Raw genomic sequence first — 15,775 nt, 5'->3', positions numbered from 1 at the left:
CTAGACGATCGGTGTCACGGGATGGGCTGCGGGAATCTGCGCCTCGGAGATGCGTTTGCGGAACACCCAGTAGGTCCACCCCTGGTAGGCCAGCACCAACGGGACGCCGAACGCGGCAACGATGCTCATCAACTTCAAGGTGTACGGCGAGGATGAAGCGTTCGCGACGGTGAGGTTGAACGCGGCATCGAGGGTGGAGGGAAGCACGTTCGGGAACGCTGCGGTGAAGATCGTCGCGACACCCAGCACCAGGAACAGGCCCAGCGAAATGAACGTGCGGCCCTCGCCATCAGCGCGGGCAAAGAGCCAGGCGGCAAGGGCGGCCAGCACCGCCAGCACCAGCAGCACCCAGGGCAGCGCCTTGCCGTTGAGCAACACCACGGCGATGGCCCAGCCTGCCATCGGCAGCAGCCCCACTGGCATCCAGCGCGCCAGCAGGGCGCGGGCCCGCACCCGGATCTCCCCGTCGGTCTTCAGCGACAGGAACGCCAGAGCATGTATCAGCGAGAAACCCACCACTGCCAACCCGCCCAGCACGGCGTACCCGGTGAACCAGGCGAAGGGACCGCCAACCCGGTCTCCGTTGGCGTTCAGCGGCAATCCGGTGGTACTCAGCGCAAGCATCGCGCCGATGCCGAACGCCGTCACGAAGGAGCCGATGGCGATCGCGTTGTCCCAGAGGTTCCTGGCCGTCCGGGTGCGCGCCTTGCCGCGGTATTCGAAGGCCACGGCCCGGAAGATCAGCGCGGCCAGCACGAAGACCAAGGGGATGTAGAGCGCGGAAAACAACGAGGCATACCAGTAGGGGAAGGCGGCGAACATCGCACCGCCGGCGGTGATCAGCCACACCTCGTTACCGTCCCAGACCGGGCCGACGGTGTTGAGCAACACGCGGCGTTGGGACTCGTTGCGGGCGAACAGCCGCATGAGCATGCCCACGCCCAGGTCGAAGCCCTCGAGGAAGAGGTAGCCGGCCCAGAGTACGGCGATGAGTATGAACCACAGGGTGGGGAGGGAATCCATGATCGTCCTTTGTCTCGGATCGGCGGGCTAGTAGGCGAAGGCGAGCACGTCGCTGTCGTCGTGTTTGTCCCCGCCCGGGTCCGCCGGGTCGTTGAGTTCGGGCATGCCTGCGGCGACCCCGCCGCGTACGTAGCGGGTGAGCAGAACCAGTTCGACGACCAGCAGGACCGCATAGATCGCCGTGAGGCTGATCAACGAGAAGAGCATTTCGCCCGCGCTGACGCCCGGGGAGACTGCCGCGGCGGTGAACATGAAGACCTGGTCGATGCCGTCGAAGGTGGGGTTCGGCGCCACGACGAAGGGCTGGCGGCCCATCTCCGTGAAGATCCAGCCGGCGGCGTTGGCGCCGAACGGGGCCGCGATGCCAGCGACAGCCAGACGCGAAAGCCACTTGCTGTTCGGCACCGTCCCCTTGCGGGTGATCCATAGCGCCACGGCTGCGGCCGCGGCGGCCATCCCGCCGAGGGTGATCATCAACCGGAAGCCCCAGTAAGTGACCTCCATCAGCGGCAGGTAATTGATCTCGGAGCCGGCGCGCTCCCCATACATCGGGTCCTCGGGCAGGTGGGTGCCGTATTTGGCCTGGTACTCCGGCAGCAGCGTGTTGACGCCCTTGATTTCGGTGGTGAAGTCGTTCTTGGCCAGGAAGGAGAGCAGCCCCGGGATCTCGTAGACCCCGACGACGTCCTCACAGGTGCTCGCCCCGCCGCGCAGTGAACCGATGGACAGCACGGAGAAGCCGGTGCCGTCGTGGCAGGCGGCTTCCGCGGCGGCCATCTTCATCGGCTGCTGTTCGAACATCAGCTGTGCCTGGGCATGTCCGGAGAACGCGACGCCGAGGAAGGAAACCAAGGCGACCATGGCGCCAAGGCGCAGGGACTTGATCCACACGGCGTGGTCGGTCTTGTCGCGGTTCCTGCCCAGTTTCGGGTCCTCGCCGACGATGACCCTGCCCGCCGCGTCGACCGTGTCGATACCGGCCGCGCGCCTGCGGTAAAGCTGGAACCAGGCGATGCCCAGCAGGAATCCGCCGGCTACGGCGAAGGCTCCGAAGAGCGTGTGTGGCAGGGTGACCAGTGCGGTGTTGTTGGTGAAGACGGCCCAGGCGTCGGTCATCACGGCGCGCCCATCGATTAGTTCGACGCCGACGGGGTGCTGCATCCATGAGTTGGCGACCAGGATGAAGTAGGCGGAGAGGACGGTGGCCAGCGTCGCGCACCAGATGGTGGCCAGGTGCACCCGCTTGGGCAGGCGCTTCCAGCCGAAGATCCACAGGCCCAGGAACGTCGATTCGACGAAGAAGGCCAGCAGCGCTTCCATGGCCAGCGGCGCGCCGAAGACGTCGCCGACGAAGCGGCTGTACTCGCTCCAGGCCATGCCGAACTGGAACTCCTGCACGATGCCGGTGGCAACGCCCATGATGAAGTTAATGAGGAAGAGTTTTCCCCAGAACTTGGTCATGCGCAGGTATTCTTCCTTCCCGGTGCGGTACCAGGCTGTCTGGAGGCTGGCCACGAGGATGCCCAGTCCGATGGTCAGTGGGACCATCAGGAAGTGGTAAACGGTGGTGATGCCGAATTGCCAGCGGGCAATTTCCAGGGGATCCATGCGGATTACCTCTCGTGGACTCTGGGTACGCACCGGGGTGGTCCGGACGTGAGTTCTACGTTCTGTAGAACTTTACTTTCTACCGAGTGTAGAACATTTTGCAAAAGCCGGGTAAAATCGAAGCTGTGGCTTCCAATACACGGTGCCACCGAACCGCTTTTTACCTGCCGGATCGCTGTACTGCTCAAACTAAGGATTATCGATTGGCCACTCTCGGCGACCTGGAACGCTCGGTGATGGAACTCCTGTGGGATTCCGTCGAACCGCTGACCGCCAATGACCTTCGCGATCGCCTCGCTGATTCCGCCGACGACAGCAAGGAACTGGCCGTCACCACGGTGCTCACCGTCTTGGCGCGCCTGGAAAAGAAGTCTCTGGTCTCCCGCGAACGCAGTACGCGTCCGCACCGCTACCAGCCGGTGACCAGCCGCGAAGAGCACACCGTTGCACTCATGAACGAGGCACTGGGCACCGTCATGGACCGCGAGGCCGTGCTGGCCCGCTTCATTGGCGGGATCTCTGCACAGGAGGCCGCGACACTGCGCAACCTGCTCGACACACCGCGCAGCGCATAGCCCGGACAACTCACCCGGGCCGGCGCGGCGCATGCTGCTCACTTCCTACCTCTTGGCCGCATTGGCCTTAGTGCTGGCATGGCCGGCACCGGTCATGCTTTCGCGCGCCCATTGGCCGGCCCGATCCCCTTTTGCAGCGATGGTGCTCTGGCAATCCATCGCCCTGGCGGGCGGGCTCTCCATGATCGGAGCCATGCTCTGTTACGGGCTAGTACCGCTGGGCGACAACCTGCCCGATGGCCTGCGGGGACTGATCAGGGTCCTGCTAGGCCAGGAATCACTTGATTCACTTGGCATCCTGCACGCGTTTGCGCTCAGTGCCGCCGCATTGCTCTCCGTACATCTGGTGTTCACGCTCTGGCTGACGTACTTCAGGATCAACCGCCAGCGCCGCCGGCATCGTGACATGCTGCACCTGCTCAGCTCCCCCTCCAGCGAGCGGCCAGCCACACTGGTCATCGACCACGAGGCGCCGGTGGCCTACTGCCTGCCCGGCGGGTCACGGTCGGTCACGGTGCTGTCGGAGGGCCTGATGAAGCTGCTCTCCCCGACCGAGCTGCGCGCCGTGCTGCTGCATGAGGAAACCCATCTGGCCCAGCGCCACCACCTGCTACTGTGGGCGTTCGCGGCCTGGCGCTCGGCGCTGCCCTGGCTGCCGACCTCCAAACTGGCCCAGCGCGCCGTTTCCTCGCTGATCGAGATCATGGCGGACGACGTCGCCCTGCGCTCAGTGGACAAGTCGACCCTCGTCACCGCCATCGCACTGGTGGCCAGCGGGGCGGCCCAGCTGCCCGCCGCATCGCTGGTCAGCGGAGGCGGGGAGAAGATCGACACGCCGACCACCACCTCCGCCCGGCTGAGCCGCCTGCTTACACCCGAACCGGCGCTGGGTGCCGGATTCCGCTCCACGGTGCTTGCCGTGGCCGTTTTGCTCATGGCCGTACCCACCGTCCTGCTGCTGGCCCCCGGACTTTTCGGATAGGTCTCCACCTTGCCCGACGGGCAGGACCGCGGCAACCCCGCCCCAGCGCCGCCCCCGCCTCCCCAGGCAAAAAACGGTGGGGCGATTCGCGCTACACGTCGATGCGGTCGCGTTCCAGGCGCTCGGCGCCCGAAATAATGAAGTCCTTGCGCGGCGCGACATCGGACCCCATCAGCAGGTCAAAGACCCGCTCAGCCGATTCGGCGTGCTCCAACCCGACCCGGCGCAACGTACGGTGGCGCGGATCCATCGTGGTCTCGGCCAACTGGTCCGCGTCCATCTCGCCTAGGCCCTTGTAGCGCTGAATCGGCTCCTTGTAGCGTTTGCCGTCCCGCTCCAGGCCGTCCAGGACCTGATGCAGCTCGGTCTCCGAGTAGGTGTAGACCATCTCGTTCTCCTTCGAGCCGTGGTTGATGACCTCGACCCGGTGCAGCGGCGGCACTGCGGCGTAGACGCGCCCGGCTTCCACCATCGGGCGCATGTAACGGAAGAAGAGGGTAAGCAGCAGGGTGCGGATGTGTGCCCCGTCGACGTCGGCATCGGTCATCAGCACGATCTTGCCGTAGCGCGCCTGGGCGATGTCGAAGCTGCGCCCGGAACCGGCTCCGACCACCTGGATCAGCGCCGCGCACTCGGCATTGGAGAGCATGTCGGCGACGGAGGCCTTCTGCACGTTCAGGATCTTGCCGCGGATCGGCAACAGGGCCTGGAAGTCCGAGGAGCGCGCCAGCCGGGCGGTGCCCAGGGCACTGTCGCCCTCCACGATGAACAGTTCGGTCTTCTCGGTGTCGGTGCTGCGGCAGTCGGCGAGCTTGGTGGGAAGCGAGGAGGTTTCCAGCGCATTCTTGCGGCGCTGAGTCTCCTTGTGCACGCGTGCGGAGATGCGCGACTTCATCTCGCTGACGACCTTTTCCAGCAGCATCGCCGACTGGGTCTTCTCGTTCTTCGCCGAGGAGTTCAGCTTGGCCGACAGTTCCTTCTCCACCACCTTGGACACGATCTGACGCACCGCGGAAGTGCCGAGGATCTCCTTGGTCTGCCCCTCGAACTGCGGTTCGGCCAGGCGCACCGTGAGCACAGCTGTGAGTCCGGCAGCGACATCGTCGCGTTCGATCTTGTCGCTGCCGGCCTTGAGCTTGCGGGCATTGGCCTCGATCACCTTGCGGAAGGTCTTGAGCAGCGCCTGCTCGAAGCCGGTCTGGTGAGTTCCGCCCTTGGGCGTGGAAATGATGTTCACGAAGGAACGCAGGTTCGTCTCGTAGCCGATGCCCCAACGCAGGGCGATGTCGACCTCGCAGACGCGCTCGACTTCGGTGATGCGGCTGTGTCCGGAACCGTCGATCACCGGCACGGACTCCTTGAACGTGCCCGAACCGTGGATCCGCCAGGTTTCGGTAACCGCCGGGTCGTTGGCCAGGAACTCGACGAACTCGGAGATGCCACCGTCGTGGTGGAAGACCTCCTCGATCGGGCCGGCTTCGCCCTCGGTGCCGGGAAGTCGCCGGTCATCGCGCAGGGTGATCTTCAGGCCCGGGACGAGGAAGGATGTCTGCCGGGCGCGCGCCTGCAAATCGACGTAGGAGAATTTCGCGTCGGGGGTGAAGATCTGCCGGTCGGCCCAGTAGCGGACCCGGGTGCCGGTGACGCCGCGCTTGGCCTTGCCGACGACATCGAGCACCGATTCCTTTTCGAAGGGCTCGAATGCAGCATCGGGCTTGGCCTTGCCGGCGTCGATGAAGCGACCGGGCTCGCCGCGGCGGAACTGCATGCCGTAGGTCTTGCCGCCGCGGTCGACCTCGACGTCGAGGCGTGCCGAAAGCGCGTTGACGACGGAAGCTCCGACGCCGTGCAGACCACCGGAGGCGGTGTAGGAGCCGCCGCCGAACTTGCCGCCGGCGTGCAGCTTAGTGAAGACCACCTCGACACCGGTGAGCCCGGTTTTGGGTTCCACGTCGACGGGAATGCCGCGGCCGTCGTCGTGGATTTCCACCGAGCCGTCGGGATGCAGGATCACCGCGATGGACTGGCCATGGCCTGCCAGTGCCTCGTCGACCGAGTTGTCAATGATTTCCCACAGGCAGTGCATCAGGCCGCGCGAATCGGTGGACCCGATGTACATGCCGGGGCGTTTGCGCACGGCTTCCAGGCCTTCAAGCACCGAGAGGTGTCGTGCGTTGTAGTCAGAGCTCTGGGCCACGGTTTTTGTTACTCCTCGTTGTCCTGCGGATAGACCACTCAAGCGTAGTGCCCGGCCCCGTCATTTGGAGCCTTCCGCGCCACACTGAGGGGCAGCTCACCGTGGATCATGCTACGCGGTGAGCGAAAGTGGCTTAAAAAAGGCTGGATTCGGGGTTGAAACTGGTTCTATTGAATAGACATCTAGATGAGGGAGGTCGTCATGACGGCAACAGCAGTCACCAGGGAACTCAATGCCCTGGATCGTTGCGATCGCTGCGGGGCTCAGGCCTACGTCCGCGCGGTCCTGGAGACCTCTGGTGGAGAATTGTTCTTCTGCGGCCACCACGCCCGCGCCGTGGAAGCCAAGCTCCGCCCGCTGACCACCGAGTGGCAGGACGAAACGGGCCGGCTGAACGAGAAGCCGGTAATCGACGAAGAGGATTAGCACCATCCGCCCGGTACCGCCGTGCTGATGGCACCGGGCCCGGACAGGTCAACCGTGGGGGCCGCAACCGTTTGATCGGTTGCGGCCCCCACGTCGCTTAACTCGTCCTTCGCCCGCTCGGTTGACCGCCACGGGGCAGCACGAGACCGGACCAGGGTCCATGCCGGCACCGGCGTACCGCCGCCATGCGGTTGCCCCGGCGCCTTAACGCACGGTGCCGGCGGCGGAGTCATTCCCCACCACCGGCACAGCGCCTCGGCTGAAGCCGGGCCCTCGGGACCCGGCAGCGCTTTTTAGTCCAGGTAGTCGCGCAGGACCTGCGAGCGCGACGGGTGTCGCAGCTTCGACATGGTCTTGGACTCGATCTGGCGGATGCGCTCACGGGTCACGCCGTAGACCTTGCCGATTTCGTCCAGCGTCTTCGGCTGGCCGTCCGTGAGGCCGAAGCGCATGGCAACGACTCCGGCTTCACGCTCGGAGAGCGTGTCCAGCACCGAGTGCAACTGTTCTTGCAGCAGCGTGAAGCTGACCGCGTCGGCCGGGACAACTGCCTCGGAGTCCTCGATGAGGTCACCGAACTCCGAGTCGCCGTCCTCGCCCAGCGGCGTGTGCAGCGAAATCGGCTCGCGGCCGTATTTCTGGACCTCGACGACCTTTTCCGGGGTCATGTCCAGCTCGGCTGCCAGCTCGTCCGGGGTGGGTTCGCGGCCCAGGTCCTGGAGCATCTGGCGCTGGACACGGGCCAGCTTGTTGATGACCTCGACCATGTGCACCGGGATGCGGATGGTACGGGCCTGGTCGGCCATGGCGCGCGTGATCGCCTGGCGGATCCACCAGGTGGCGTAGGTGGAGAACTTGAAGCCCTTGGTGTAGTCGAATTTCTCGACGGCACGGATCAGGCCCAGGTTGCCTTCCTGGATCAGGTCCAGGAAGAGCATGCCGCGGCCGGTGTACCGCTTGGCCAGCGACACGACGAGGCGCAGGTTGGCCTCGAGCAGGTGGTTCTTGGCGATCTTGCCGTCGTGGACGATCTGTTCGTAGTCCCAGCGCAGGCGCTTGTCCATGGAGCCGTCATCGGCGAGCAGCTTTTCGGTGGCGAACAGACCGGCCTCGATGCGCAGGGCCAGGTCGACTTCCTGCTCGGCGTTCAGCAGGGCGACCTTGCCGATCTGCTTCAGGTAGTCCTTGACCGGGTCGGCGGTGGCACCAGCGACCATGACCTGCTGCTGCGGGGCATCGTCCTCGTCGGCGGTCAGGACGAAGCCCTTGGAACCGTCCTCGGGGACCGTGGCTGCGGCCGGGGTCGACTCGTCGTCGTCGTGGTCCTCGGGCTCCACGTCCTCGCCGTCGACATCCTCGGCGTCAGACTTGGACTTGGACTTGGCAGCGGGTTTCTTGGCGCTCGGGACCGTGCCGCCGGCGTCCTTGATGGCCTTGTTGCGTGCACGCGTTCGGGCGGCCTTCTGCTGAGGCGTCATCGATGCCTCATCCTCGGGCAGATCGGCAGCATTAGCCTTGGAGGTCGTCTCAGATGATGACACGAAATACCTTTCTCACGGTTCGTCCGCGATGCACCTGTCGGCAACACCACTATGACCCTGTCAAGTCCGCGTCCCGCCTGACGGCGGATCGGTACCCAGGGCCTGCAATGCAAAACGCCTGAAACCGAGCATTTGTTCCCCACCGGTCCAGCACGGGAAACACGGGCCGAAGCCCATGAACGAGGACCCAACCGGGTCTACTGGTTACCAGTCTCTCACGCTTCAAGTAGTACATGGGCATCGGAGCCGATTAAGCAACGAGATTTTCACCATGCCCGTCCCGAGAGGCTCACGCGGAGGCGGCCGGCATCGCCTCGGGATGCCATGCACGGTCCTTGTCCGCCACCCAATCGGGCATTTCACCTTGTTCAAGCAGTTGGCGCAGGAGCACTGCCAGACGGTAACCGGGCTCCTTGGCCAGACAGCCGCCCAGGAGCGCCAGGGCCGAGCTGCCGCGCCCGCGTGCCCATTCGATCCACGCCAGCAGGCAGAGCAGGGCCGCCTCGTCCGCGCCCGCTGCCACACCGAGCAGATCACGCAGGAGATACCAGAACCCATCCAGGCGCCGCCAGTCCGGCGCCAGCTCGCTGTGCCCCAGCAGGAAGCCGCTGAACAGCGCGGCCGCGGCACCCGGTGTGGCATCGGCCGTTGTTTCGGCGAGCGCACACACGGCCGGGCGCAGCCCGTGGCCAGCGAGAAAGGGCAGCATGTCGCGCACCGGCTTCTCATGCAGCGTCGCAAGCAGCGAGGCGCAGAAGACGGCATCGGAACGCATCCGGCGTTCGGCTGCCGCCGGGTCCTGGGCCAGCAGGTCGCCCCAGCGGCGCAGCAACAGCTCGTGGCGTTGCGGGCCGGCGAAACGTGCCAGCATCAACTCCAAGTGGTCGCGGATCTGGCCGCGGTTTACCCAGGCCGGAGCCCCGGATCCGTCCCAGGGCTCATGAGTCGGGGCGCTTCCGGCCACGACCAGGCGCAGGTGGGTTTCGGTCAGCGCGAGCTCGGGAACCGGATGGCCCGCCTCCGGACAGCAGCCAGGCCCCTGGCAGTGGTAGCTGTACCAACTTTCGGGACCCACCAGCCAGGCGTCGCGCACTTGGATCCCGGCACCCCGCAGCCGGTCGCCCAGCTCGGCGACCAGCCCGCTGTAGGGCAGGGGGCCGGGATGCGGATCGGCGCATTCGGGTGGGTACACGGCCAGGAAAACCGCCGTGGCCTCCTGGACCTTGCGCAGGATGCCCAGGTAGTGCCGGGCGGCGATCCTGGTGTCGTCGGCTCCGGGGCCGAGCAGCGGCAGGTCAACGCGCAGCGTGGCGCTGAGCGCGTTCCGTTCCAGGATCAGCATCACCAGGCTGTTGCGCGGCTGGAAACCGAGCGCGTGCGGGATGTAGGCGAGGACGTCCTCGGGACGGTTCAGCGAGTGGGTTTCGGGTGAGGTAGTCATGGGCATCACGATCCCGCTGCCCGGGCGAGGGCGGCAGGGGCACCCCGCAGCGCTGTGGACAACGCCGGCCCGATCCTCCGGCTAGGACTGGCGCCGGCGCCGGGCGAGCGCAACGAGCAGCGGCTGGACGATGGTGCCGTTGCTCGCCATCCGTGCCCGCGCGGTGCGGCGGCTGAGCAGCATGCCGATCACTCCGACCGCCATCGGAATGAATTGGAAGGACATGGCCCAGCGGAAGGCATCGAGCGTGTAGAGCTCCGCACCCTCTCCGGCGGCGCGCTGGATCAGGTCCAGGATCAACCCGATGACGTAGACCGTGATCAGCGCGGCAAGGAAACCGCCGACGTTGACCACCCCGGTTGCGGTGCCGATGTTGCCCGGGCGGTTGAAGGTGCGGGCGAAGTCGAAGCCGATCATCGAGGCCGGGCCGCCGACGGCGATGGCGATAACGAGGATGACCAGCATCCACAGCGGTGCACCGCCGGGCCAGAACAGCACCACGGCCCAGCAGGCGGCAATCGTCCCGATGACGCCGAAGGCCAGCGTGGAGCGGCGCAGCGGGTAGCGCGCCGTGGCTGCCCCGACCAGCGGCCCGAAGACGATGGCCACCACGACGAACATGCTCATCAGCAGGGAGGCGGTGGCCGGTGCCACGCCCTGGCCGGAGACCAGGAACGGGTAGCCCCAGGTGAGCAGGAAGACGTTGGTGGTGAATTGGGTGGTGAAGTGGGTCCAGAAGCCCAGCCGGGTGCCTGGCTCGCGCCAGGCGGCGGCCAGCAGCGCCCCGGATTTCGGTGTGGCTAGCGCCGGCGGCCGGGCGATGGCGCGCGGCCTATCGCGCACGAGCAGGATTCCCAGCGCCGCGGCAAGAACCGAGAGCGCGGCCAGGGACAGATAGGCGCTGCTCCAGCCCCACCGGTGCAGCAGGGCGACGAAGGGGATCAGGCTCAGCAGCTGACCGAGCTGGCCGATCATGCCGGTGACCTGGGTCAGCATCGGAATGCGGTAGCTGGAGAACCAGGCGGGCAGCAGCCTGATCACCGACACGAAGGTCATGGCGTCGCCGGCTCCCACGAAGAAGCGCCCGACCAGTCCGGCGCCGACCGATTCGGCCATGGCCAGCAGTCCCTGGCCCACGACCATCAGCACGGCGCCACCGGTGATCATCGCGCGCGGGCCCCAGCGGTCCACCAGGATGCCAACGGGGATTTGCAGTCCCGCATACACAACGAGCTGGACGACGGAGAAGGTGGCCAGGATAGACGCCGTGGCGTTGAAGCGTTCGGTGGCCTCGAGTCCCGCCACGCCGAAACTGGTGCGTTGGGTGACGGCAATCAGGTAGGCGGCCACCGCGGCACCCCAGACCCACCAGGAGCGCATGGAGTCCAGGTGCGCCTTCGCCGCAGTCACTGGTTGGTGACCGGAGGGGTTCCGGGGGGCGGGTTGACTGCCGGTGGAATAACCTTCGGGTCGAGCCCGAAGAGGAAGGCCTCGGCCGCCAGCGCGATTTCCTCCCCGTCAGGCACCCCGTCGAGCGCGTCGAGCAGCAGCGACCGGCGTCCCTCATCGGGCAGCTGCTCGTCGAAGCGCTGCTCGAAGGCCGCGACCATGCGCTTGATTTCCGGGTTGGAGGCTACCTGCTCGGAGACCTCGGCCTCGATGCGGCGGCCGGACTCCCGCAGGCTGTCTGTGGGTAGTCCCAGTTCCAGCGCAGCTCCCAGGTATTCCAGCGCCGCGACGGCGGCCTGCGGGTATTCGGCCTCGGCCAGGTAGTGCGGAACGTGGATGGAGTAACCCACGGCATCGCGCCCGGCCTCGATGAGCCGTAGTTCGATGAGTTGGATGACGGAAGCCGGAACCTCGGCCGTGGGCTTCCAGGTGGAAATGCCCTCGATCAGGTCCGGCCGGTTCCCGTGCACCGTCACGCCCAGCGGCCGGGTGTGCGGCACCGGCATCGGCACGGCGGAGAAGGAGGCTCCCAGGCGCACGTTCAGCGCATCGGCCAGCAGCAGGACGGCGGCGGAAAAGCGGTCCCATTGCAGGTCCGGTTCGGGGCCGGTGAGGAAGAGGAAGTCGCGCTCCAGCCCATCGGTGAGCCGGTATAGCTCGATCCGGGGGGCCTGGTAGGCGGCGAAATGGTCGCCCAGGAAGGAAACCTGGGGACGGTGTTCGCGGTAGTCGACCAGCTGGTCGGCATCGAACGTGGCGATCAGGCGCGGGCTCAGCGCGTCGAGCAGTTCGTGTCGGACCTGGCGCAGCGCGTGGCCGGCGTCGGCGTGGCCTGACAGGGCGATGATCATGTCCAGGCCCTGCAGCGTGGGGTCATCGGGATTTTCGACATCGAACCTGATGAGGGACTGTGGATCAAGCATGGCGGCGACGTCTCCTTTCAGGTCTTCCGGCCGGGTCGTCCGGCGCGGGCGCGGCACCGGGAAGGGCCGCGGGGGTGTCCCGATCTCTTACAACTCCGGATGGCGCCGGTTTCTTCCCCCGGACCCGGATTGAACCGGGGGGCCACGGGCGGGCAGCTGCTTTCCAACCAGTCTAATCACGGCGCGCGGGCCGGCGGGCGACACGTCGCGCAGATCACGGACTAGGCTCGGATGAATACCCCGGCGCGCGGGGCGATCGACGGGGCAGGCCGCGCACCGCAATCCATCAGAGCCCCACTACCACTTAGGACAGGTCTCGTGATCAACCCCGGCGAACTCAAGCTGACAGCTGTTTCCCTCGACATCAAACGCGTTGCGGCCGGGGCACTCGTGCTCGGCGTGGCCCGCGGCACCGATGGGCCCCGACTGCTGGCTTCCCCGCTCCCCGCTGCCGCCACCGCGGCACTGCAGGCATCGCTTTCCGTTCTGGGCGTGGGCGGCGCCGCGGACGAGGTGCGCCGCGTGCCGGCCGGCGCCGGCCACCTGGCCGATGTCATCGTGCTCACCGGGCTCGGCAAGGTCGAGGGCGACGCCCCCACCTCCGAGGCGCTGCGCCGCGCAGCCGGTGCGGCAACCCGCGCCCTGTCCGGCGTACCGACGGTCCTGTTCGCCCTGCCCGCCGAAACGCTTGAGCAGGCGGCCGCCGTGGCCGAGGGCATTTCCTTCGGCGCCTACGCGTTCGCCACCCACCGCTCCGAGAGCCCCCGGGCCTCGGCCCTCCCGCCGACCGCCGCCGTGCTGGCCACGGCGGCCGCGGCCGACCCGGCACTGCCCGCGGTCTTGAAGCGCGCCGCGGTACTGGGCCGTGCGGTTCGTGCCACCCGAGATCTGGTCAACCTGGCGCCGAATGTCCTTTACCCGGAGTCCTTCGCCCAGCTGGCCAAGGATGCGGCGAAGTCGCTGCCGGTCAAGGTCACCGTGCTCGATGACAAGCGCCTGGAAAAGGACGGCTACGGCGGCCTGATCGGCGTGGGCCGTGGTTCGGCCCGCTTGCCGCGCCTGGTCAAGGTCGAGTACTCCCCCGCCAAGGCCGCCAAGCACCTGGCCCTGGTCGGCAAGGGCATCACCTTCGACACCGGCGGCATCTCGATCAAGCCGGCCGGCTCCATGCACGAGATGAAGTCGGACATGGCCGGCGCGGCCGCCGTGCTGCAGACGGTGCTGGCGATTGCCGAGCTCGGCCTGCCGGTGAAGGCCACCGCCTGGCTGTGCCTGGCCGAGAACATGCCATCGGGAACGGCAACGCGCCCGGGTGATGTGATCTCCATCTATGGCGGGAAGACCGTAGAGGTGCTGAACACCGACGCCGAGGGCCGCTTGGTCATGGCCGACGGGCTCGTTGCCGCTTCGGCGGACGCACCGGACGCGCTGATCGACGTCGCCACGCTCACCGGTGCGCAGATGGTCGCGCTGGGCACCCGCACCGCTGGGGTCATGGGCGACACGACCCTGCGCAACGCCGTGGTGGACGCTGCAGACCGCGCCGGCGAATTCGCCTGGGCGATGCCGATCCCCGAGGAGCTGCGCGCCTCCATCGATTCACAGGTCGCGGACCTGGCCAACATCGGCGAGCGTCACGGCGGCATGATGACCGCTGCGGCGTTCCTGGCCGAGTTCGTCGGGGAGGTCGACGGGGTGAAGATCCCCTGGGCCCACGTGGACATCGCCGGCCCGGCGTTCAACACCGGCTCCGCCTACGGCTACACGCCGAAGAACGGCACCGGGTTCTCGGTCCGCACCCTCGTCGCTCTGGCCGAGGCCATGGCGGCCGGCAACTAGGCACCTGCACAAGCCCGCACGTTCCTGACCGGGACGTGCGGGCTTGTGCTACCCGTCGGATACCCGCCCTTTTTCTACAACTTGTAGCGGAGTGTCATCCCCGTCACACCACCTCGATAGCTCCGTCACCGCGTGTGACTGACGGGCGCGGAGGGGGCTAAGGTGATTCTGAAGCATCACTAGCCAGCTCCGCGCCGTGCCCGATCGGGACCGATGTGGAAACCCAAACGAATGTCCCTGCCGATGGCGGGGTCCTACTCACTTACGAGGGAGCGTTCACGTGGCCGAATCGGCAGCAACGCAAGAATTTGATGTGCTCATCCTGGGCGGCGGTTCCGCCGGCTACTCGGCGGCCCTGCGCTCCGTACAGTTGGGGTTCTCGGTAGCCCTGATCGAAAAAGCCAAGCTGGGCGGCACCTGCCTGCACACCGGGTGCATCCCGACCAAGGCTTTCCTGCACTCAGCCGAACTGGCCGATAACGCCCGTGAAGGTGCCAAGTACGGCATCAACACGACGCTGGAGTCAATCGACCTGGGCGCCGTGCGCAGCTACAAGGACGGCATCGTCGCCGGCAAGTACAAGGGTTTGACCGGCCTGCTGAAGATGAAGAAAGTCACCGTCATCGAGGGCAACGGCCGCCTTGTCGGCCCCAACACCATCGACGTTGATGGCGTGTCCTACTCCGGGAAGAACATCATCCTGGCCACCGGCTCCACCACCAAGACGATGGGCATCGAAATCGGCGGCCGCGTGCTGACCTCCACCGAGGCCCTGAACTTGGAGACCCTGCCGCAGAGTGCCATCGTTCTCGGCGGCGGCGTCATCGGCGTCGAATTCGCCTCCGTATGGAAGTCTTTCGGCGTAGACGTGACCATTGTCGAGGGACTGCCCTCGCTGGTGCCGAACGAGGATCCCTCGATCATCAAGAACCTGGAGCGCGCGTTCAAGAAGCGCGGCATCAAGTTCAACACCGGCGTGTTCTTCGAAAACGTCGAGCAGGATGCCAACGGCGTCAAGGTTTCCTTGGCCGATGGCAAGGTGCTCGAAGCCGAGATCGTCCTCGTGGCCGTGGGCCGCGGCCCGGTCACCCAGGGTCTGGGATACGAGGAGCAAGGCATTCCGATGGACCGTGGCTTCGTGCTTGCCAATGAGCGCTGCCATACCGGCGTGGGCAACATCTACGCCATCGGCGACATCGTTCCGGGTCTGCAGCTGGCCCACCGCGGCTACCAGCACGGCATCTTCGTCGCAGAGGAAATCGCCGGACTGAACCCGGTCGTGGTCGAAGACATCAACATCCCCAAGGTCACCTACTGCGAACCCGAAATCGCATCGGTGGGCTACTCGGAGCCCAAGGCCAAGGAGAAGTTCGGCGAAGACCAGATCGAGGTCGTCGAGTACAACCTCGCTGGCAACGGCAAATCCTCGATCCTGGGCACCGCAGGCATCATCAAGATGGTGCGTGTGAAGAATGGCCCGATCGTCGGAGTCCACGGCATCGGCGGACGCATTGGTGAGCAGGTCGGAGAGGCACAGCTGATCGTGAACTGGGAAGCCTACCCGGAGGACGTGGCCCAGCTGCTCCACGCCCACCCGACGCAGAACGAGTCCCTAGGCGAGGCCGCGATGGCCCTCGCCGGCAAGCCGCTGCACGGCTAGCCACCCCGGCGCACGTGGGGGTCCGCCACCCCGTCCGCGGGAGCGGGCCCCCACGTGCACTAAACTGGCGAAAACGCCCCCTGGCCGAACGCGTCTTGCCACCGGTCACCA

At 66.5% G+C, this 15,775-nt stretch carries 12 protein-coding genes; 5 read left to right on the top strand and 7 right to left on the bottom strand.

Features of this window, described 5'->3' with window-relative positions:
- Both cydB and E9229_RS14040 read right to left on the bottom strand, forming a co-directional pair.
- The gene (cydB, locus tag E9229_RS14045; protein WP_183512236.1) at positions 1–1,023 is read right to left on the bottom strand and encodes a cytochrome d ubiquinol oxidase subunit II; all 1,023 of its coding nucleotides are present in this window, start codon (positions 1,021–1,023) and stop codon (positions 1–3) included.
- A gap of 27 nt (positions 1,024–1,050) precedes the next feature.
- On the bottom strand, positions 1,051–2,631 hold the full coding sequence (locus E9229_RS14040) for a cytochrome ubiquinol oxidase subunit I (protein WP_183512235.1): 1,581 nt from the start codon (positions 2,629–2,631) through the stop codon (positions 1,051–1,053).
- Positions 2,632–2,834: 203 nt separating this feature from the next.
- Here E9229_RS14040 and E9229_RS14035 point away from each other — a divergent pair, with 203 nt between their 5' ends.
- A complete protein-coding gene (locus E9229_RS14035; RefSeq protein ID WP_183512234.1) occupies positions 2,835–3,206 on the top strand; it encodes a BlaI/MecI/CopY family transcriptional regulator in 372 nt (123 codons plus the stop codon).
- A 31-nt stretch (positions 3,207–3,237) separates the two neighbouring features.
- Complete coding sequence (locus E9229_RS14030) at positions 3,238–4,188, top strand: M56 family metallopeptidase (protein ID WP_183512233.1); 951 nt, start codon at positions 3,238–3,240, stop codon at positions 4,186–4,188.
- A gap of 91 nt (positions 4,189–4,279) precedes the next feature.
- Here E9229_RS14030 and E9229_RS14025 read toward each other — a convergent pair whose 3' ends face one another.
- The gene (locus tag E9229_RS14025; RefSeq protein ID WP_183512231.1) at positions 4,280–6,385 is read right to left on the bottom strand and encodes a DNA gyrase/topoisomerase IV subunit B; all 2,106 of its coding nucleotides are present in this window, start codon (positions 6,383–6,385) and stop codon (positions 4,280–4,282) included.
- Between the two features lie 201 nt (positions 6,386–6,586).
- On the opposite strand from E9229_RS14025, the gene E9229_RS14020 reads away from it, so the two are divergent.
- On the top strand, positions 6,587–6,811 hold the full coding sequence (locus tag E9229_RS14020; protein WP_183512230.1) for a DUF7455 domain-containing protein: 225 nt from the start codon (positions 6,587–6,589) through the stop codon (positions 6,809–6,811).
- Between the two features lie 293 nt (positions 6,812–7,104).
- On the opposite strand, the gene E9229_RS14015 is transcribed toward E9229_RS14020, so the two are convergent.
- From E9229_RS14015 to E9229_RS14000, 4 genes are all read right to left on the bottom strand, one after another.
- Entirely contained in the window at positions 7,105–8,352 is a 1,248-nt protein-coding gene (locus E9229_RS14015; protein ID WP_183512229.1) for an RNA polymerase sigma factor, read from the bottom strand.
- Positions 8,353–8,641: 289 nt separating this feature from the next.
- Positions 8,642–9,793, bottom strand: coding sequence for a DUF4192 domain-containing protein (locus E9229_RS14010; RefSeq protein WP_183512227.1), 1,152 nt, complete (start codon positions 9,791–9,793; stop codon positions 8,642–8,644).
- A gap of 81 nt (positions 9,794–9,874) precedes the next feature.
- Entirely contained in the window at positions 9,875–11,173 is a 1,299-nt protein-coding gene (locus tag E9229_RS14005) for an MFS transporter (RefSeq protein WP_183513066.1), read from the bottom strand.
- A 26-nt stretch (positions 11,174–11,199) separates the two neighbouring features.
- Positions 11,200–12,165: a proteasome assembly chaperone family protein gene (locus tag E9229_RS14000; RefSeq protein WP_183512226.1), complete on the bottom strand. Its 966-nt coding sequence runs from the start codon at positions 12,163–12,165 to the stop codon at positions 11,200–11,202.
- Between the two features lie 318 nt (positions 12,166–12,483).
- Here E9229_RS14000 and E9229_RS13995 point away from each other — a divergent pair, with 318 nt between their 5' ends.
- Positions 12,484–14,004 (top strand): leucyl aminopeptidase, encoded by a 1,521-nt coding sequence (locus E9229_RS13995; protein WP_183512225.1) that lies wholly within the window; start codon positions 12,484–12,486, stop codon positions 14,002–14,004.
- Between the two features lie 280 nt (positions 14,005–14,284).
- Positions 14,285–15,664 (top strand): dihydrolipoyl dehydrogenase, encoded by a 1,380-nt coding sequence (gene lpdA, locus E9229_RS13990; protein WP_183512223.1) that lies wholly within the window; start codon positions 14,285–14,287, stop codon positions 15,662–15,664.
- Positions 15,665–15,775: the final 111 nt, after the last annotated feature.

The organism is Paeniglutamicibacter cryotolerans (assembly GCF_014190875.1).
GTDB lineage: Bacteria > Actinomycetota > Actinomycetes > Actinomycetales > Micrococcaceae > Paeniglutamicibacter > Paeniglutamicibacter cryotolerans.
The sequence above is the reverse complement of the archived record's forward strand: the minus strand, read 5'-3'. Positions and strand labels throughout refer to the sequence as shown.